Origin of the sequence: Helicobacter pylori (genome assembly GCF_014496485.1) — a bacterium.
In the GTDB taxonomy this organism is placed as follows: Bacteria; Campylobacterota; Campylobacteria; order Campylobacterales; family Helicobacteraceae; genus Helicobacter; species Helicobacter pylori_DD.
The window spans coordinates 120,851-140,160 of the sequence record NZ_JACTAX010000002.1; the positions used below are offsets into that span (position 1 = coordinate 120,851).

Below are 19,310 nucleotides of genomic sequence, written 5' to 3' on the forward strand. Positions count from 1 at the left end.
AAAGGATAACGCATGGGAAAAGTTATTGGAATTGATTTAGGGACAACCAACTCCGCAATGGCGGTTTATGAAGGCAATGAAGCAAAGATTATTGCGAATAAAGAGGGTAAAAACACCACTCCTTCTATTGTAGCCTTTACGGATAAGGGCGAGATTTTAGTGGGCGAGAGCGCCAAAAGACAAGCGGTAACCAACCCAGAAAAAACCATTTATTCTATTAAAAGAGTCATGGGTTTGATGTTTAATGAAGATAAGGCTAAAGAAGCTGAAAAACGCTTGCCTTATAAAATTGTGGATAGGAATGGGGCTTGCGCGATTGAGATTTCGGGTAAAATTTATACCCCTCAAGAGATTTCAGCCAAAATTTTAATGAAGCTCAAAGAAGACGCTGAAAGTTATTTGGGCGAGAGCGTTACTGAAGCGGTGATCACGGTTCCAGCTTATTTTAACGACAGCCAACGAAAAGCGACTAAAGAAGCTGGCACGATTGCAGGGCTTAATGTTTTAAGGATCATCAATGAGCCTACCAGTGCGGCGTTAGCTTACGGCTTGGATAAAAAAGAGAGCGAAAAAATCATGGTTTATGATTTGGGTGGGGGGACTTTTGATGTTACCGTGTTAGAAACAGGCGATAATGTCGTGGAAGTTTTAGCCACAGGGGGCGATGCGTTTTTAGGGGGCGATGATTTTGACAATCGTGTGATTGATTTCTTAGCGGCTGAGTTTAAAAGCGAAACGGGCATTGAAATTAAAAACGATGTGATGGCGTTGCAACGCCTGAAAGAAGCGGCTGAAAACGCTAAAAAAGAACTGAGCTCTGCGATGGAGACTGAAATCAATTTGCCCTTTATCACAGCGGACGCTACCGGGCCTAAACACTTGGTTAAAAAACTCACTAGGGCTAAATTTGAAAGCTTGACAGAAGATCTCATGGAAGAAACGATTTCTAAGATTGAAAGCGTGATCAAAGATGCGGGGCTAACCAAAAATGAGATTTCAGAAGTGGTGATGGTGGGCGGCTCCACTCGTATCCCTAAAGTCCAAGAAAGGGTGAAAGCGTTTATTAATAAAGAGTTAAATAAAAGCGTCAATCCTGATGAAGTCGTAGCGGTGGGAGCGAGCATTCAAGGGGGCGTGTTAAAAGGCGATGTGAAAGATGTGCTTTTATTAGACGTTACGCCTTTAAGCCTTGGGATTGAAACTTTAGGGGGCGTGATGACTAAAGTGATTGATAGAGGCACGACTATTCCTGCGAAAAAATCTCAAGTGTTCTCAACCGCTGAAGACAACCAGCCCGCTGTGTCTATCATGGTTTTACAAGGCGAAAGGGAATTGGCAAGGGATAATAAATCTTTGGGTAAATTTGATTTGCAAGGCATCGCGCCAGCTCCAAGAGGCGTGCCGCAAATTGAAGTAACCTTTGATATTGACGCTAATGGGATTTTAACCGTGTCAGCGCAAGATAAAAATACCGGCAAAAGCCAAGAGATTAAAATTTCTGGCTCTAGCGGGTTGTCTGATAGCGAGATTGAAAAAATGGTTAAAGACGCTGAATTGCACAAAGAAGAAGACGCCAGGAAAAAAGAAGTGATTGAAGCGAGAAACCATGCTGATAGTTTGGCGCACCAAACCCAAAAGAGCCTTGATGAACATAAGGCGAATTTGAACGAAAACGACGCTAATGAGATCCAAAACGCCATTAACGCCCTTAAAGATTGCATCAAAAACGACAACGCCACTAAAGCGGAGCTTGAAGACAAAACCAAAGCGTTAGCGCAAGCGGCTCAAAAATTAGGCGAAGCCATGGCGAATAAAAACAACGCCGAGCAGCCCAAGAAAAAAGACGATGATGTGATTGATGCGGAAGTGGAGTAAAATTTAGGCGCATTGAAAAACTTCTTTCAAGCGAGCGGTTTTAATCAAAACCCACTTGCTTTTTCATTATGCATCAATGGGATACCGATTACAAAATCTAAAGACACTCAAAGCGTTTTTTAATCCAAACATCAAAGAGCTTGATTTTAACCAAACGATAGCTTTTCAAGACTTAGTTTAAAAAGCGTTGGTGGGATTTTAGGAAAATCCCTTATGAGGGAGTTCTTTTTGGTATGGGGTTGTTTCATCAAGTTATTTCTTAATGGCTTGCGCTAGATGGCTCTAATTCAAAATACGCAGTAGGGATTTGATTGAATTCATTAACAAGGCGTAAAAAATAGTCGGTAATGTTTTCAAGATCGGATTCTAAATCGTCATAGCTCTCTTGATATTCGTCTCCATTAGGTTTAACGATCTTATGATACGCTTGGCATTTTTGACACTCTTTTTCCCCATCTTGCTCTATGGATCGACCTATGCAAAGATCAATTTTTTCTAAATCGTTGCGCCAATAGTAACTAAGCCAAATATAAAAACCTTTTTTGGGGGTTGGTTTCTCACCATTGACAAACCCTTCCCCTAAAATATCCTGACGGCAAAAGGCGATGGATGGCTCATGGGATAAACGCCCATGGCTGCCAGGACTGATTTTGCACGCATAACCCCATGGCGCTAAAAACTTGTTCAGCTCTCTTTGGTATCTTTGGGGTTTTGCCTGTTTGTCTCCTTTCTTGTGCTTTGGCGTCAATTGACGCTACAAACTCTCTTAACAAGTCTTGGAACGCTTTTCTTTGCTCTTCATTCCATTCTATCGTTTCCATTGAAAGCTCCTTGATCGATCTTAATAAGCTCAAATTTTATCCCAAATTTTACTCCATTTAATGAGTTTAGGCATAATCGCTGGAATTGAGTTATTTTTATTTTTATTATTAGGAGGAATCATGATCCTTACCGCAATGCAAGACGCCATAGGCCGCACCCCCATTTTTAAATTCACCAGAAAGGATTACCCCATTCCATTAAAGTCCGTCATTTACGCCAAACTAGAGCATCTAAACCCGGGAGGGAGTGTTAAAGACCGCTTAGGCCAATACCTTATAGAATCAGCGTTTAGAACGCACAAAATCACTTCCACAACGACCATCATTGAGCCTACCGCAGGCAATACCGGCATCGCTCTAGCTTTAGTGGCAATCAAGCACCATCTCAAAACCATCTTTGTTGTCCCGGAAAAATTCAGCGTAGAAAAACAACAAATCATGAGAGCTTTGGGGGCTACAGTAATCAACACGCCTACTAGCGAGGGGATTTCTGGCGCCATTAAAAAGAGTAAAGAATTAGCCGAAAGTATCCCTGATAGCTATTTGCCCTTGCAATTTGAAAACCCTGATAATCCCGCAGCCTACTACCACACCCTAGCTCCTGAGATCGTCCAAAAATTAGGCACAAACCTTACGAGCTTTGTAGCCGGGATAGGGAGCGGAGGCACTTTTGCGGGCATGGCTAAGTATTTGAAAGAACGCATCCCTAACATTCGCTTGATTGGCGTGGAGCCGGAGGGTTCTATTTTGAATGGGGGAGAGCCTGGACCTCATGAGATTGAGGGCATTGGCGTGGAGTTTATCCCTCCTTTTTTTGCAAACTTGGATATTGATCGTTTTGAAACGATCTCAGATGAAGAGGGTTTTAGCTATACTAGGAAATTAGCTAAGAAAAACGGCTTATTAGTGGGGAGCTCTAGTGGGGCAGCTTTTGCAGCAGCCTTAAAAGAGGTGCAACGCCTCCCTGAAGGCAGCCAGGTTTTAACTATTTTCCCGGACATGGCCGATCGTTATCTTTCTAAAGGTATTTATTTATAAATTCATCAAAAGGAAAAACCATGCGCATGCAAACCAAATTAATCCATGGGGGTATTAGTGAGGACGCGACAACGGGGGCGGTGAGCGTGCCTATTTATCAAACTTCCACCTACCGCCAAGACGCCATAGGCCGCCACAAGGGCTATGAATATTCTCGCTCAGGCAACCCCACGCGCTTTGCTTTAGAAGAACTCATCGCCGATTTAGAAGGGGGGGTCAAGGGGTTTGCTTTTGCCTCTGGTTTAGCCGGGATCCACGCCGTTTTTTCTCTCTTGCAATCAGGCGATCATGTGTTATTGGGCGATGATGTTTATGGGGGGACTTTCCGCTTGTTTAATAAAGTGCTTGTCAAAAACGGGCTTTCTTGCACCATTATAGACACTAGCGATATATCCCAAATCAAAAAGGCTATCAAGCAAAACACCAAAGCCCTTTATTTAGAAACCCCTAGTAACCCCTTGCTTAAAATCACCGATTTAAAGCAATGCGCTAGTGTCGCTAAAGATCATAATTTGCTCACTATCGTGGATAACACTTTTGCCACCCCCTATTGCCAAAACCCGCTTCTTTTAGGGGCGGACATTGTGGTGCATAGCGGCACAAAATACTTAGGCGGGCATAGCGATGTGGTTGCTGGGCTTGTAACCACCAATAATGAAGTACTAGCCCAAGAGATCGCTTTTTTCCAAAACGCTATCGGTGGGGTTTTAGGCCCTCAAGACAGCTGGCTGTTGCAAAGAGGGATTAAAACGCTAGCATTACGCATGGAGGCCCATCAAAAAAACGCTCTTTGCGTGGCTGAATTTTTAGAAAAACACCCTAAAGTAGAAAGGGTTTATTACCCGGGCCTTCCCACTCACCCTAATTACGAGCTAGCCAAAAAACAGATGCGTGGCTTTAGCGGGATGCTCTCTTTCACTCTTAAAAATGACAGCGAAGCGGTTGCTTTTGTAGAAAGCCTTAAACTATTCATTTTAGGCGAGAGTTTGGGCGGGGTGGAAAGTTTGGTGGGGGTTCCGGCGTTTATGACCCATGCGTGTATCCCTAAAGAACAACGAGAAGCTGCCGGGATTAGAGATGGCTTGGTGCGCTTGTCTGTGGGGATTGAGCATGAACAGGATTTGTTAGAAGATTTAGAGCAAGCATTCGCTAAAATAGGCTAAAGTTTCATTACAATTTATGAATGAAGGAGTTAAAAACATGAAAATGAATGTAGAGAGTTTCAATTTGGATCACACCAAAGTCAAAGCCCCTTATGTGCGCATCGCTGATCGCAAAAAAGGTGCTAATGGGGATGTGATTGTCAAATACGATGTGCGCTTTAAGCAGCCCAACCAAGATCACATGGACATGCCAAGCCTACACTCTTTAGAGCATTTAGTCGCTGAAATTATCCGCAACCATGCCAATTATGTCGTGGATTGGTCGCCTATGGGTTGCCAAACGGGATTTTATCTCACGGTGTTAAACCATGACAATTACACAGAGATTTTAGAGGTTTTAGAAAAGACGATGCAAGATGTGTTAAAGGCTAAAGAAGTGCCTGCCAGCAATGAAAAGCAATGCGGTTGGGCGGCTAACCACACTTTAGAGGGTGCCAAGAATTTAGCGCGCGCTTTTTTAGACAAACGCGCTGAGTGGTCTGAAGTGGGGGTTTGATGAATGGGGGGAATGATTTTACTCCCCTGTCCCCTTACCAATCTTACCCATAGGCGTTAAATTCTAGTAAAAACCATCACATCAGCGTTAGTTTCATGTAAAAATAGTGTTATGAAGATTTTTTTATGGAAGGATTTCAATGAAAAAATTAATTTTAGCCGTATTTTTCACGCTGGCGCTTTCAATATCTGCAAAAGAAGTCAAAATCGTGTTTTTGGAAACTTCAGACATTCATGGGCGGCTTTTTTCGTATGATTATGCGATTGGCGAGCAAAAACCCAATAACGGTTTGACAAGGATTGCGACTTTAATCAAAAAGCAAAGGGCTGAGAATAAAAATGTGGTTTTGATTGACAGCGGGGATTTGTTGCAAGGCAATAGCGCGGAGTTGTTTAATAATGAGCCTATCCACCCATTAGTTCGAGCCGAAAACGATTTGAAATTTGATGTTCGTGTGCTTGGGAATCACGAGTTTAATTTCAGCAAAGATTTTTTAGAGAAAAACATTAAGGGGTTTAATGGCGGTGTCGTGAATGCGAATATTATCAAAATTGCGGACAATAAGCCGTTTGTGAAGCCTTATATGATTAAAAAAATTGATGGCGTGAGGGTGGCGGTTGTGGGGTTTTTGGTGCCGCATGTCCCAACTTGGGAGGCTTCTACGCCTGAACATTTTGCAGGATTGAAATTTTTGGACGCTGAAGAAGCGTTAAAAAAGACCTTGAAAGAGTTAAAAGGGAAGTATGATATTTTGATTGGCACTTTTCATTTGGGGCGAGAAGATGAGAAAGGTGGCGATGGGATACCGGATCTAGCGAAAAAATTCCCGCAATTTGACATCATTTTTGCAGGGCATGAGCATGCGGTTTATAACACTAAAATAGGAAAGGTGCATACCATTGAGCCTGGAGCGTATGGGGCTTATCTGGCAAAAGGCGTGGTGGTGTTTGACACTAATACGAAGAAAAAAATCGTAACGACTGAAAATTTACCCACAAAAGATGCGCCAGAAGACGAAGAATTGGCGAAAAAATATGAATATGTGGATAAAAAATCAAAAGAATACGCTAATGAAGTGGTCGGCGAAGTGACAAAAACCTTTATTGACAGGCCTGATTTTATCACAGGGGAAGAAAAAATCACCACGATGCCCACCGCCGCCTTGCAAGAAACACCGGTGATAGAATTGATCAATAAAGTGCAAAAATATTACGCCAAAGCCGATGTTTCAGCGGCAGCTTTATTCAATTTTGGGGCGAATTTGAAAAAAGGGCCTTTCAAAAGAAAAGATGTCGCTTATATTTACAAGTTCGCTAATACGCTCATTGGAGTGCGTATAACGGGTGAAAACCTGTTGAAATACATGGAATGGTCATATAAATTTTACAACCAGTTGCAACCGGGGGATTTGACGATCAGTTTTAATGAAAACATTCGCGGCTATAACTTTGATATGTTTTCTGGCGTGAAATACCAGGTTGATGTTACCAAACCCGCCGGACAAAGAATCATTAATCCCACAATCAACAACAAACCCATTGACCCCAAAGCAATCTATAAATTAGCGATCAACAATTACCGATTCGGGACATTATCCACGACTTTAAAATTGGTTACAGACGCTGATAGGTATTATGATTCTTACGATGAACTGCAAGATAACGGGCAAATACGGGATTTGATCGTCAAATACATCACAGAAGAAAAAGGTGGGAAGGTAACCCCTGAACTGGAACATAACTGGGAAATCATCAACTACGATTTTAAAAACCCGTTGTTGGAAAGATTGGCAGAAAAATTAAAAGAGGGGAGCATCAAAATCCCCACTTCAAAAGACGGGAGGACTTTGAATGTCAAATCCATTAAGGAAAGTGAAGTTGAATAAGATTTTTTATTTTTATTATTTATTCTTTAAGCCTAACTTAAAAAGGAATGTTCTATAATCCTAGATTGTTGGCTTTTCACTTTGTTAGCGGTTTTCAAACAACCGGATTTTTAATCTTGTTTTGCGCCACTCATTTTTCGGGGGGGGGTGCATTTAGAAGCTGAACTCTAAAATTAGGGTTTGACTTAAAAATGATTGATAGGAGATAAATGATGTTTGCTTCAGTATTTGCTTCGCTAGGGACTCGTATTATGTTTGTCGTGCTAGCCGCTCTTTTAGGTTTAGGGGGGCTTTTTATTGGTTTTGTAAAGGTTATACAAAAAGATGTGTTAGCGCAACTCATGGAGCATTTAGAAACCGGGCAATACAAAAAGCGTGAAAAAACGCTCGCTTACATGACAAAAATTCTTGAACAGGGCATTCATGAGTATTACAAAAATTTTGACAATGCTACTGCAAGAAAAATGGCACTGGATTATTTCAAACGCATCAACGACGATAAGGGCATGATTTATATGGTGGTGGTGGATAAAAACGGGGTAGTGCTGTTTGATCCAGTCAATCCTAAAACCGTAGGCCAATCAGGGCTTGACGCTCAGAGCGTTGATGGGGTGTATTATGTTAGGGGGTATTTGGAAGCGGCTAAAAAAGGGGGAGGCTACACTTATTATAAAATGCCTAAATACGATGGAGGCGTGCCGGAGAAAAAATTCGCCTACTCGCATTATGATGAGGTGTCTCAAATGGTGATCGCAGCGACTTCTTATTACACTGACATTAACACCGAAAATCAAGCGATTAAAGAAGGCGTGAATAAGGTTTTTAATGAAAACACCGCAAAATTATTCCTTTGGATACTGACAGCGACGATAGCGTTAGTGGTTTTGACGCTCATATACGCTAAATTGAGGATCGTGAAACGCATTGATGAACTGGTCCTTAAAATCAACGCTTTTAGCCATGGGGATAAGGATTTGAGGGCCAAAATTGATCTAGGTGATCGCAACGATGAAATCTCGCAAGTGGGCCGTGGGGTCAATTTGTTTGTGGAAAACGCCCGCTTGATTATGGAAGAGATTAAAGGGATTTCCACTTCCAATAAAACTTCAATGGATAAATTAGTCCAAATCGCACAAGAAACCCAAAAGAGCATGAAAGATTCCTCAACCACCCTAAATTCCGTAAAAAACAAAGCCACGGATGTAGCGAGTATGATGAATGCTTCCATAGAGCAATCTCAAGGGTTAAGGAAGCGCTTGATTGAAACGCAAGGGCTTGTCAAAGAGAGCAAGGATGCGATTGGGGATTTATTTTCTCAAATCATAGAGAGCGCGCACACTGAAGAAGAACTCTCTAGCAAAGTGGAGCAGCTAAGCCGTAACGCTGATGATGTCAAATCCATTTTGGATATTATCAATGATATTGCCGATCAAACCAATCTTTTAGCCCTAAACGCTGCTATTGAAGCCGCAAGGGCTGGCGAGCATGGCAGAGGCTTTGCGGTGGTGGCTGATGAAGTTAGGAATTTAGCCGGGCGCACTCAAAAGTCTTTAGCCGAAATCAATTCCACTATCATGGTGATTGTCCAAGAAATCAATGATGTGAGTTCGCAAATGAATCTCAATTCGCAAAAAATGGAGCGCTTGAGCGATATGAGTAAAAGCGTGCAAGAAACTTACGAAAAAATGAGTTCTAATTTAAGCTCAGTCGTGCAAGACAGCAATCAAAGCATGGACGATTACGCTAAATCCGGACGCCAAATTGAAGCTATGGTAAGCGATTTTGCAGGAGTGGAAAAAGTGGCTTCTAAAACTTTAGCGGATTCTTCAGATATTTTAAATATCGCTACGCATGTGAGTGGAACGACCATGAATTTAGACAAACAAGTGAATTTGTTTAAAACTTAATTAGGGGGAGTTTATCAAAAAAGGGTTGGATTGTTAAAAGTTTCTGTGATCACGGCGTGTTTTAATAGCGAAAAAACCATTGAAGACACCATTCTTTCCGTGCTTCATCAAACTTATAAAAACATTGAATACATCATTATAGATGGGGCTAGCGCAGATAGCACTTTAGAAATCATTCAAAAATATAAAGATAGAATCGCTTGCGTGGTGAGTGAAAAAGATAAGGGCATTTATGACGCTATGAATAAGGGCATAAAGCGCTCTAGTGGGGATATTATCGCTTTATTGAATAGCGATGATTTTTACAAAGATGAGTTTGTAATAGAAAAAGTGGTGCATGAGTTTGAAAACAAAAATTGCGATAGCGTGTATGCGGATCTGGTGTTTGTCAAACCGGATCGTTTAGAAAAAGTGGTGCGTTATTATGAAAGCGGGGAGTTTAACCCTAAAACCTTGCTTTATGGCGTGGTGCCAGCCCACCCTACGCTTTTTGTCAAAAAAGCCATTTATGAACGCTACGGCTTATACAAAACCGATTATAAGATTTCAGCGGATTTTGAGATGATCATCCGCTTGTTTGTGGTGCAAAAAATAAGCTTTTCTTATTTGAAAGAAGTGTTAGTGGTGATGCGCACCGGTGGGGTTAGCACGAGCGGGTTTAAAAGCCTTTTATTAAGGAATAAAGAAAACATAAGAGCATGCCAAGAAAACGGCATTCAAGCGAATGTTTTTTCCATGCTTTTAAAATACCCTAGGAAAATCATGGGCTTATTTAAAAGGGGATCTAAAGGGGGATTAAAACGAAACGATTAAAGAAAGATTAGCGTTAAATCGTGGTTTGAATCTTTCTTGATGGTTGTTGTAGGTGTAAAAAACATTCCTCACTAAGGGTATTTCAATCCCTAATTGCAGGGACAAATAGCCGATAAAATCCACGATAAAACCAAAACGAAAAGGGGCTTGGAAAAAGGTTTTTTTGGTTCTTGGGATAATCGTTGTGATAGCACCTGGTTTAATCGTATCCACTAACAACACCCCTTGTTCTAAAGCGATACCCAAATAACTCCTAAAACGATAAATATTTTTATCTACAAAAATCCAAGAAAAATCTAACGCACCCCCATAATTTTGCACCATTAAGGTTTGAGGCTGAGAGAGGGAAACGGAATGGAAATAATTATAGACGCTAAAGATTCTAAAACCGACTTTAGGGTGGTTTCTTAAAAAATGCTCTAAACCGGTAGCGGTGTTAAACCCTATGCTATTGGCTACAAAAGTCAAGCTTTGATTAGAAGTTGAAAAAGTGGCTTGCGAATAGTTGTATCCAAAAATGAAAAAGAATTTAAGGCTTTTTTCTAAAGCCCTTTTTAAAATTTGCTGGTTTTTGTCTAGGGTTTTCTGTTTTTCATTGTTTTTATCAACAATTAGGGGTCTAGGTTTGTCGTCATCATTCTTGTTTTTAAAGTTTTCCAAGAATTTAGACCAAGTGATTTCATTAGCTTCTAAAAAGAGTGGGTTCAACGATAAAAAGAGATAAACAACAAACAGAGTTTTCAAATACAACCTTAATTTTTTTAATGTATTGTGCCTAATTATCTTAAATTAACTTTAAATTACTTGCATGTTTTTACTATAACCCCTACTCACACACAACGCTATATTTTAAAATACAATTTATTGAGGTTTTGTTCCCATCAAGCATGGATAACTAAAGCCAACTTTAATCATTTTTCATTGCAAGAATTTATCGCCTAATTAAAATTTAGCTTACAGCAAATAAAACACCTTTTCTTCTTGAAAAACGCTTTTAATTTCTACAAAAAGGGTCTTTTCTGTGCGTTCTTCTAGCACGATAATAGGGTTAATACTCTCGCTCCCGCTCACTAACGCCCTTAAAGACAACTCTTCTTCATAATTTAAGGGGTTAAGGTTTAACTCTTTTAAGTTATCGTAGTTTTTTGCCATAAGAGTATTAAGGCCTTCTAAAGTTAAAAACAAGGTTTCATCTCTTTGGCTATAACCCACTAGCGCGCTCAAACGCTGAGAAAAAACCCACCTTAGATCGTTGATCCTAACTTTAGCCTTACTTTTAGAGCGTGCTAGAATGCAGCAATTCAAGGGGTTTGAATTTTTAGAAAGCCACACGCCCCCATTTAATAAGCGGTAAGTTGCGATCGTTTTTTGGGCTAAAAAAGGCTTATTAGCGTCCTTTTTAGTTGCTTCTAATGTTCTAAAAACTTGCGTTCTTTCTTCAATACTTGCGGGTAAAATCTGGCGTTTTAAAGGCGAGTAAAGCTCAAAGGGGCTTCTGTTTTGGGATTCTTTTTGGATTTTTAAAGCGAATTGGCATCCGCAATAATTTTGCCGATAAAGCTCGTTTTCTCTCGCTAAAGCTTGCAAATTTAAATCCAACTCGCTCTTAAAATGTTCAAAATTATCGTTTCTAAACACAACAAATTCCAAATTGTGCCTTTGCGCGATGTGTTGTCCCTTAGCGATAAGTTGGTTAGGGTCTTTTTTAGGGCTTGTGAGTAAGGTGGTGGTGAATTTTTCTTCCCCTAATTCAAAGGCTTTCAACGCGCTCGCTTCTAAGCGTAAGTCAAAGCACTCAAAACAGCGCTCGCTTTTTTCCCCTAACAATTCCTTACCCTTAGCTTTATCTAAAAATTTTTCTAATTCATAATCGCCTTCAAGCAATTCAATTCCTAGCATCTCGCAAGTGCGTTTCACGTCTTCTAAACGCAACAAGTATTCGCTATAAGGGTGGATATTGGGGTTATAAAAAAACCCTATGATTTTTTCACCCGCAAAAGCCTCTTTAGCCTTTTTTAAAAAATAGAGATTATCCACTGAGCAACAAATATGAATGAGCATTAAAACTGCTTTTTATTCACGTCTTCTAAAATATCGTTAGAGACTTTGTCAATTTCTTGACTGATTTCTAAAGAATCGCTAGCGATTTTTAGATTGCCCTCAATAACTGATCTTAAGGCTTCAATAGAAGCGTTGATTTCTTCTACTTCTTTAACCTGGTTTTTAATGCTCTCGCTCGTGTCTGAAATGCTTTGAACTAAAATATTGATATTGGCTTCAATTTCGCTGAGCGATTTTTGCGTCCTTTCAGCGAGCTTTCTCACTTCATCAGCCACCACCGCAAAGCCTCTGCCATGCTCGCCGGCCCTTGCGGCTTCAATAGCAGCGTTTAGGGCTAATAGATTCGTTTGATCGGCAATATCTCTAATGATTTCTACAATGCTTTTAATGTCTTGCCCTTGCTCAATCATGGCTTCACTTTGAGAGCTCACGCCTTGAATGGAAGTGGTGATATTTTCTATCGTTTTGGAAGTTTCCATCAGGCTTTTGTGTTGGGAATTGGAAGCCTTTTCTAAATTCTGCACGCATTCTTTTAAATTCGCGCTATCGTTCGCTAGATCTTTGGCAAAATTAGACGAAGTTTCTAGCATTTTTTGGATTTCTTGCCCTAAAGCGTTAGTAACCAATTCCACCCTACCCGAAGCGTTTTGGATCCGGCCTCTAAAATCCAAACCAGAATAGCTTTCAAAGATTTTGAAAATGCTTGGCATGTGAGTCCCCACGCTTTCTTGCAAATAATCCATGATCCCGTTTAGCGCGTCCTTCAATTCTTTCAAATCAGGGCTTGCGGGATCAGCCGTGATGCGCACCGCAAAATTCCCTGCTTTCACGTCTGAAACCACTTTAATGGTGTCTTGGACGGCTTGCTTGTCTTCTTGCATGGTTTTTTGGGTTTGCAAGATATTTTTATTGATCGCTGTTTGCATGCGCCCTAATTCGTCATTGGATTTCGCTTCAATCAATTTAATATCGCTGGAATGGGCTTGATTGTTCAATAATTTAAAGAAATGAGACAAGGTGCTAGAAACGACTTCCAAACGATTGCTCACGATCGCTCGCATTAAGAGAGTGATCGCTATGATTAAGGCTAACACCATGATAGCGCTCGCTATGATCACCACAAAACGCACCGAGCCTACTTGCTCATAGACCTTGTCTTTTTCAATGATTAAAGCGATCATCCAATTAAGATTGTCTTTACTTTCTGTTTTGCCTAGCATTTTAAAGGTTTCAACGGCTAAAAAATTTTCCTTATGGCTAAAGGGATCCAGGTATTCTAAAGTCGCTTTAGAGCCGTTTTCTAAAATTGCCAGCACTTCGTTGGTGGCTTTAGGCACGCTCTTATAAATTTCGGCGATAGATTTGTCTTGCAAACTCTTATTCGCGCTCAAAAGCACTTTACCTTTAACGCCAATTAAAAATAAATCGCTCCTGTTTTTAGTGATTTCATTACTGAAGCTGTCAATGGAAATAAAAACCATCAAAGCCCCTACAACCTCTTGAGCGTTTTCATTCAATAAAGGTAAAAGAATATCAACCCCATAAACTTCCGCCCCATTAGGCATTTTCCTATAATAAGGCAAGCTTTTAGAAATTTCTTTATTTTTCATCGCTTTTTGCGCTAAAGGGCTATTCCCTAATGACGGATTTTCCATTAATTTAATCGTATCGTTATCCCTTAAAAGCGTTAATCTTAAATCTTCTCTGTTTTTAAAAAACATGCTCACCCCAGCGACATGCGAATTGGCTAAAATGAAGTTTTTTAACAAGTGGATTTTGATTTCTCTTTTGGTGTCTTTAGGGAGCATTTCTTTGACAATGCCCATGCTCGTATAGGTGTTTTCCAAAACCCCTTGCACTTCCTTAACCTTAAAATGCAAACTATCTTGCATAGAACGCAAGGTGTTTTCTTTTAAAATCTCTTTCACCCTGCTGTTCAAGGACACCCCTAAAATGCTCACGCACACGATCACAATCAACGCCACCCACAATATGATTTTATTACCGATACTCAAACCTTTAGACAAAACACAACCTTACTATGATGAATTTTTTGCCCATTTGCGGCAAAATTTTAAACCGCATTATAGTATTATAAGCATAAATCCAAAATTAAACTGAATTAAAAAGGCGATCAATCATTCTCATTAAAAACCATTTAAGGTTGCATTCGCTCTTTTAGGGTATGCTACGACTTGAAATTATCCAAATATAAAAAGGAATCATTATGCCTTTTGTCCCCACGCGTTCTTTGAAAGAAAAAAAGATTGATTTTATTGAAGCAATATTAAACCCCAACGCCCCCAAAGGCGGGCTTTACACTTTAGAAAATTTTGAAACATTAGAATGGCAAGATTGTTTGAATCTGAGCTATAACGAGCTAGTAGAATGCGTGTTTGAACGATTGGGTTTAGAGATTCCTAAGGGTTTATTGACAGACGCTTTAAAACGCTATGAAAATTTTGATAACCCTAAAAATCCAGCTCCTATTTTTGCGCTCAATGAAAGGCTTTTTGTCCAAGAACTCTACCATGGGCCTAGTTTGGCGTTTAAAGACATGGCGTTACAGCCTTTAGCGAGCTTGTTTTCTAACCTAGCGGTAGGGAAAAATGAAAAGTATTTGATGCTCGTTTCCACAAGCGGGGATACCGGCCCTGCGACTTTAGAAAGTTTGGCGGGCATGCCTAATGTTTTTGTGGTGTGTTTATACCCCAAAGACGGCACAAGCTTAGTCCAAAAGCTCCAAATGGTTACCCAAAGCGCTAGCAATTTAAAGGTCTTTGGGGTGAGTGGGGATTTTGATGATGCGCAAAACGCGCTCAAAAACCTTTTAAAAGACGATGATTTTAACGAAGCCCTAAAAACGCACCAATTGAAATTAAGCGTGGCTAATTCCGTGAATTTTGGGCGCATCGCTTTTCAAATCGTCTATCATATTTGGGGCTTTTTAGAATTGTATAAAAAAGGCGCGATCAATTCTAAAGAAAAAATCACCCTAGCCATACCCAGCGGTAATTTTGGGAACGCTTTAGGGGCGTTTTATGCCAAAAAAATGGGCTTGAATATCGCTAAAATCAAGGTCGTAACCAACAGCAATGATGTTTTAAGGGAGTTTATAGAGACAGGGCGTTACGATTTAACCCATCGCTCTTTAAAGCAAACTTACTCGCCGGCTATGGATATTTTAAAAAGCTCTAACGTGGAGAGGGTGCTTTTTAGCCTTTTTGGGTTTGAACGCACGCTAGAATTGGTGCAAGCTTTAGAAGAAGAGAAATTTTATGCCTTAAAACCTAAAGAATTGGCCCTTTTACAGGAGCATTTTTCTTGCGCGAGCTGCTCAGATGAAGCTTGTTTGAAAACCATTCAAGAAGTTTATGCAGAGCACCAATACCTGATTGACCCCCACACCGCCACCGCTTTAAACGCCAGCTTGAAAACCAACGAAAAAACCCTTGTTTCTGCCACCGCTTCTTATGAAAAATTCCCTAGAACCACCCTTTTAGCCCTGAATGAGCAAAAGAAAAACGATAACGATAAAGCCGCCCTAGAAACGCTTAAAAACAGCTACAATACCCCAGATAGTCAGCGCCTTGATGATTTATTTGAAAGAGGCATCAAGCATCAAGAAGTTTTAAAACTCAATGAGATCAAATCTTCTATCCTTTTGTGGCTAGAAAGCATTCATTGAAATCTTTTTAGCCCTTAGCCTTAACAAAAAGCCAAATTTTAAGTCAAACTACACTATAATAAGGAAATTCTAAACGAAAACTAAACTGAATGAAAGGAGTTTTAATGAAAAAAATCGTTTTAGTAGCGATAGCCTTACTGATAAGTGGTTGCGCGAGCTATAAGATCACGCCTGAACATGTTACTTCCTATAATAATGGGATTCAAGTGATGACCTCCACGCAAGCCAAGTCTAAAGTCCAGTTAGAAATCGCTCAAAGCAAATTGAAAGGTTTGAATGAATCCCCCTTAGTGCTGTATGTAGCGGCGCAAGTTATAGAGGGAAATCCTGTGGTGTTTAGCCGTAAAGCCATTTCAGTGTCTATCAACCAAACGAATTTACCGGTCTTAAGCCTGAGACAGGTGATGAAATCCAGTTTTGATTTTGAGGGCATTTTACAAAGCTTTAATATCAGCGTGCCGACCGCCCCTATTGATAATATCAATATGATCACCCCGCCTATGTTTTATTACGGGCAAGGGAGTTTTTTAGCTTATAACGGCATGATGTATGGGGGAATGGGCATGTATGGGCCGGGCTTTGGCATGATGATGATGGATGATGTAGAAGAGCAAGAGGTCATGCAAGAAAGCCGCCAGGCTTTAAAAATCCTAGCGATCAATTATCTTAAAAACAACACCCTTAATGTTGAAGGTAAGGCTAGGGGAGGGTTTGTGGTAGTGGATACCAAAAACCTTAAAACCCCGGGCGTGGTGGTGGTTAAAGTCTTTTTAGAAGATGAAATCCACACCTTTAAAATTGATATTTCTAAGATGTGATCGTCTCCTTTAATAGAAGCCTTTGGGGGTGGTTACTCAAAGGCTTTTCTTTTCTATTTAAAAAATCATCGCTTGATTAAAACAAACTCTTTTATTTTGCATTACATTAAAAAAATGCTTTGAGCTTTTTTATCATGCCATACTCAAAAACATTAAGCGTTAGCAGTAAAAAAACTCAAACGATTAAACCCCCCCCCTTTTTTTTGCGTTTATTTTTGAGAAGCTAAAAAATCCTGGATATTTTCTTTAGTTTTTTCCACTAAGGTTTTCAAGCTGTCGCTATACGCCCATGCGATGTGGGGGGTTAAAAGCAATTTGTTTTGGATCTTTGGGTTCAAAAACGCATGGTCTTTTTCAAAAGGCTCTTTCACAAACACATCGCTCGCGTAATACAAATCTTTAGTTTCTAAAATTCTAGCCAAATCCTTTTCATTCACAATGCCCCCACGCCCCACATTGATTAAAATCGCCCCTTCTTTTAGGCTTTGCAATTCTTTCAGAGCGATTAAATCGCATGTGCTTTCATTCAAGGGGGCATGAATGCTGACAATATCGCTTGTTTTAAGCAATTCCTCTAAACTCAAGCGCTCATACTCTTCTTTTTTATCTTTAGGGGAATAATACACCACCTTTGCCCCGAAAGCTTGAGCGAGTTTGGCGACTCTCTTACCGATTGTGCCTAAGCCAATAACCCCCCATTGACCCCCTTTAATAAGCCCCATTTTCATACCGCTAATGTGCGTAAAAATATCGCTTTGGCTGTATTCCCCGCTTTTGCAATAACGATCGTAATCATTGATCCTCCCCAACAAAGACAACGCGCACGCTAAAGTGTGCTGGGCTACGGATTCTGTAGAATAAGCGCTCACGTTTTTGACTTCTATGCCTAAAGCTTTCGCGCTTTTTATATCCACATTATCCGTGCCTGTAGCGGTGATGCAAATGAGTTTGAGTTTAGGCAATTGGCTTAAAACCTCTTCAGTAATCACGACTTTATTCAATACCATAATTTCAGCCTCAATTGATCGTTCAACGATTTGATTGGGCGAAGTAACCTCATAAAAATCAAAATCCGCCACTTCTTTTAAAACTTCTAGCGCTTTTAACCCCACGCTTTTAGCGTCTAAGATTACGCCTTTTTTGAATGTTTTCATCTCTTTACTCCTAGATTTAATTTTAAAGTTATATAATTAAACCACAAAATCCTTTTTTAAAAGAAACTAAACATGCCAAAACCCAAGAAAAACACCCTCCCCTGTAGCCTTTCTGTCAAAATGTCTTATTTCATGCGCCTTCTCATTAAATGGCGCACCCGCTCTTTAAGCCATAAGATGATGACTCTAGTTCAAATTTTAAGTATTTTAGCCTTAGCGAGCAAGGCCAGTGAAGATTTAGAAGAGCAGCTCAAAAAAATCAAAGATTACATTTATAGAACCCTAAACGCTAAAATCGCATCGGATGTGTATAGCCGAGTGCTTATTTTAGTGAATGAATATTGCGCTAATGAAGAATTGTTTGATAAAGAGAGCGTTAAAATTTCAGATTTACTCATTCAAGACATTCAGCTTTACGCTTTAGTGGATGAAATGCTTAAAGAAGATAAATACCAAGTCCAGCACACCATTTTAAAGGGCATCATCAAGCGCAAATACGACGAAGCCTACTCGCTCAATAGCGAAGACAGGATTCTTTTAGAATACCAAGAACGCTTGCTAGAACCCTCATACGCGTCTTTTTCAAATAAAAAATTCAAATGATTTGAAGGCGTTACCCCACTTTTTAGGTTTTTATTGAAAAAGGGCTTTAAAATGAGCGTTTTATTTGAAAATATAAAGGGATTGAATGGCTTTTAAGGTGGTGCAAATTTGTGGGGGGCTTGGGAATCAAATGTTTCAATACGCTTTCGCTAAAAGTTTGCAAAAACACCTCAATACGCCCGTGCTGTTAGATATTACTTCTTTTGATTGGAGCAATAGGAAAATGCAATTAGAGCTTTTCCCTATTGATTTGCCCTATGCGAGTGAAAAAGAAATCGCTATAGCTAAAATGCAACACCTCCCCAAGCTAGTAAGAGAGGTGCTCAAATGCATGGGGTTTGATAGGGTGAGTCAAGAAATCGTTTTTGAATACGAGCCTAAATTGTTAAAGCCAAGCCGCTTGACTTATTTTTATGGTTACTTCCAAGATCCACGATATTTTGATGCTATATCCTCTTTAATCAAGCAAACCTTCACCCTACCCCCCCCCGAAAATAATAAGAATAATAAAAAAAAAGAGGAAGAATACCACCGCAAGCTTTCTTTGATTTTAGCCGCTAAAAACAGCGTGTTTGTGCATATAAGAAGAGGGGATTATGTGGGGATTGGCTGTCAGCTTGGTATTGATTATCAAAAAAAGGCGCTTGAGTATATGGCAAAGCGCGTGCCAAACATGGAGCTTTTTGTGTTTTGCGAAGACTTGGAATTCACGCAAAACCTTGATCTTGGCTACCCTTTTATGGACATGACCACTAGGGATAAAGAAGAAGAGGCGTATTGGGACATGCTGCTCATGCAATCTTGCAAGCATGGCATTATCGCTAACAGCACTTATAGCTGGTGGGCGGCTTATTTGATAGAAAATCCAGAAAAAATCATTATTGGCCCCAAACACTGGCTTTTTGGGCATGAAAATATCCTTTGTAAGGAATGGGTGAAAATAGAATCCCATTTTGAGGTAAAATCCCAAAAGTATAATGCTTAAAGC

General features: G+C 40.1%; 15 protein-coding genes and 1 pseudogene. 11 read left to right on the plus strand and 5 right to left on the minus strand.

Annotated elements, in window-relative coordinates:
• The first annotated feature begins 12 nt into the window (after nucleotides 1–12).
• Nucleotides 13–1,875, plus strand: a complete 1,863-nt coding sequence (gene dnaK, locus IC572_RS01680; RefSeq protein ID WP_187854849.1) for a molecular chaperone DnaK — start codon at nucleotides 13–15, stop codon at nucleotides 1,873–1,875.
• 259 nt (nucleotides 1,876–2,134) lie between these two features.
• Here the strand turns inward: dnaK and IC572_RS01685 are convergent.
• Nucleotides 2,135–2,696, minus strand: a pseudogene (locus tag IC572_RS01685) (hypothetical protein).
• Between the two features lie 120 nt (nucleotides 2,697–2,816).
• Here IC572_RS01685 and IC572_RS01690 point away from each other — a divergent pair.
• The 6 genes from IC572_RS01690 (at nucleotide 2,817) to IC572_RS01715 (ending at nucleotide 9,998) form a co-directional block, all read left to right on the plus strand.
• Nucleotides 2,817–3,734, plus strand: a complete 918-nt coding sequence (locus tag IC572_RS01690) for a PLP-dependent cysteine synthase family protein (protein WP_187854850.1) — start codon at nucleotides 2,817–2,819, stop codon at nucleotides 3,732–3,734.
• 20 nt (nucleotides 3,735–3,754) lie between these two features.
• Nucleotides 3,755–4,897, plus strand: a complete 1,143-nt coding sequence (locus tag IC572_RS01695) for a cystathionine gamma-synthase (RefSeq protein ID WP_187854851.1) — start codon at nucleotides 3,755–3,757, stop codon at nucleotides 4,895–4,897.
• A 37-nt stretch (nucleotides 4,898–4,934) separates the two neighbouring features.
• Complete coding sequence (locus IC572_RS01700; RefSeq protein ID WP_187854852.1) at nucleotides 4,935–5,393, plus strand: S-ribosylhomocysteine lyase; 459 nt, start codon at nucleotides 4,935–4,937, stop codon at nucleotides 5,391–5,393.
• Nucleotides 5,394–5,601: 208 nt separating this feature from the next.
• Nucleotides 5,602–7,278 (plus strand): bifunctional metallophosphatase/5'-nucleotidase, encoded by a 1,677-nt coding sequence (locus tag IC572_RS01705; RefSeq protein WP_332246564.1) that lies wholly within the window; start codon nucleotides 5,602–5,604, stop codon nucleotides 7,276–7,278.
• Between the two features lie 209 nt (nucleotides 7,279–7,487).
• Nucleotides 7,488–9,185: a methyl-accepting chemotaxis protein TlpB gene (tlpB, locus tag IC572_RS01710; protein ID WP_187854854.1), complete on the plus strand. Its 1,698-nt coding sequence runs from the start codon at nucleotides 7,488–7,490 to the stop codon at nucleotides 9,183–9,185.
• Nucleotides 9,186–9,215: 30 nt separating this feature from the next.
• On the plus strand, nucleotides 9,216–9,998 hold the full coding sequence (locus IC572_RS01715) for a glycosyltransferase family 2 protein (RefSeq protein WP_187854855.1): 783 nt from the start codon (nucleotides 9,216–9,218) through the stop codon (nucleotides 9,996–9,998).
• Here IC572_RS01715 and IC572_RS01720 read toward each other — a convergent pair.
• The 3 genes from IC572_RS01720 to tlpA all read right to left on the minus strand — a co-directional run bounded on the left by IC572_RS01720 (nucleotide 9,981) and on the right by tlpA (nucleotide 14,086).
• Nucleotides 9,981–10,742, minus strand: coding sequence for an outer membrane beta-barrel protein (locus tag IC572_RS01720; RefSeq protein WP_187854856.1), 762 nt, complete (start codon nucleotides 10,740–10,742; stop codon nucleotides 9,981–9,983). The genes IC572_RS01715 and IC572_RS01720 overlap by 18 nt on opposite strands.
• A 210-nt stretch (nucleotides 10,743–10,952) precedes the next feature.
• The gene (locus IC572_RS01725) at nucleotides 10,953–12,059 is read right to left on the minus strand and encodes an epoxyqueuosine reductase QueH (protein WP_187854857.1); all 1,107 of its coding nucleotides are present in this window, start codon (nucleotides 12,057–12,059) and stop codon (nucleotides 10,953–10,955) included.
• On the minus strand, nucleotides 12,059–14,086 hold the full coding sequence (tlpA, locus tag IC572_RS01730) for a methyl-accepting chemotaxis protein TlpA (RefSeq protein WP_187854858.1): 2,028 nt from the start codon (nucleotides 14,084–14,086) through the stop codon (nucleotides 12,059–12,061). Before tlpA ends, IC572_RS01725 begins: the two co-directional genes overlap by 1 nt.
• A gap of 200 nt (nucleotides 14,087–14,286) precedes the next feature.
• On the opposite strand from tlpA, the gene thrC reads away from it, so the two are divergent.
• Entirely contained in the window at nucleotides 14,287–15,747 is a 1,461-nt protein-coding gene (gene thrC, locus IC572_RS01735) for a threonine synthase (RefSeq protein ID WP_187854859.1), read from the plus strand.
• A gap of 104 nt (nucleotides 15,748–15,851) precedes the next feature.
• Nucleotides 15,852–16,565 carry a hypothetical protein gene (locus IC572_RS01740; protein WP_000725087.1) on the plus strand — a complete coding sequence of 238 codons (714 nt, stop codon included), beginning with the start codon at nucleotides 15,852–15,854 and terminating at the stop codon, nucleotides 16,563–16,565.
• A 209-nt stretch (nucleotides 16,566–16,774) separates the two neighbouring features.
• Here IC572_RS01740 and IC572_RS01745 read toward each other — a convergent pair whose 3' ends face one another.
• Nucleotides 16,775–17,719 (minus strand): D-2-hydroxyacid dehydrogenase, encoded by a 945-nt coding sequence (locus tag IC572_RS01745; RefSeq protein ID WP_187854860.1) that lies wholly within the window; start codon nucleotides 17,717–17,719, stop codon nucleotides 16,775–16,777.
• Nucleotides 17,720–17,791: 72 nt separating this feature from the next.
• On the opposite strand from IC572_RS01745, the gene IC572_RS01750 reads away from it, so the two are divergent.
• A complete protein-coding gene (locus IC572_RS01750) occupies nucleotides 17,792–18,322 on the plus strand; it encodes a hypothetical protein (RefSeq protein ID WP_038417147.1) in 531 nt (176 codons plus the stop codon).
• Nucleotides 18,323–18,407: 85 nt separating this feature from the next.
• Nucleotides 18,408–19,307 (plus strand): alpha-1,2-fucosyltransferase, encoded by a 900-nt coding sequence (locus IC572_RS01755; RefSeq protein WP_187854861.1) that lies wholly within the window; start codon nucleotides 18,408–18,410, stop codon nucleotides 19,305–19,307.
• Nucleotides 19,308–19,310 lie beyond the last annotated feature (3 nt).

Excerpts from the sequence above, each read along its gene's own strand:
- IC572_RS01690 (WP_187854850.1), top strand. The coding sequence starts at position 2,817 with ATGATCCTTACCGCAATGCAAGACGCCATAGGCCGCACCCCCATTTTT.
- tlpB (WP_187854854.1), top strand. The coding sequence starts at position 7,488 with ATGATGTTTGCTTCAGTATTTGCTTCGCTAGGGACTCGTATTATGTTT.
- IC572_RS01695 (WP_187854851.1), top strand. The coding sequence starts at position 3,755 with ATGCGCATGCAAACCAAATTAATCCATGGGGGTATTAGTGAGGACGCG.
- dnaK (WP_187854849.1), top strand. The coding sequence starts at position 13 with ATGGGAAAAGTTATTGGAATTGATTTAGGGACAACCAACTCCGCAATG.
- IC572_RS01700 (WP_187854852.1), top strand. The coding sequence starts at position 4,935 with ATGAAAATGAATGTAGAGAGTTTCAATTTGGATCACACCAAAGTCAAA.
- IC572_RS01745 (WP_187854860.1), bottom strand. The coding sequence starts at position 17,719 with ATGAAAACATTCAAAAAAGGCGTAATCTTAGACGCTAAAAGCGTGGGG.
- IC572_RS01755 (WP_187854861.1), top strand. The coding sequence starts at position 18,408 with ATGGCTTTTAAGGTGGTGCAAATTTGTGGGGGGCTTGGGAATCAAATG.
- IC572_RS01740 (WP_000725087.1), top strand. The coding sequence starts at position 15,852 with ATGAAAAAAATCGTTTTAGTAGCGATAGCCTTACTGATAAGTGGTTGC.
- IC572_RS01725 (WP_187854857.1), bottom strand. The coding sequence starts at position 12,059 with ATGCTCATTCATATTTGTTGCTCAGTGGATAATCTCTATTTTTTAAAA.
- thrC (WP_187854859.1), top strand. The coding sequence starts at position 14,287 with ATGCCTTTTGTCCCCACGCGTTCTTTGAAAGAAAAAAAGATTGATTTT.
- IC572_RS01750 (WP_038417147.1), top strand. The coding sequence starts at position 17,792 with ATGCCAAAACCCAAGAAAAACACCCTCCCCTGTAGCCTTTCTGTCAAA.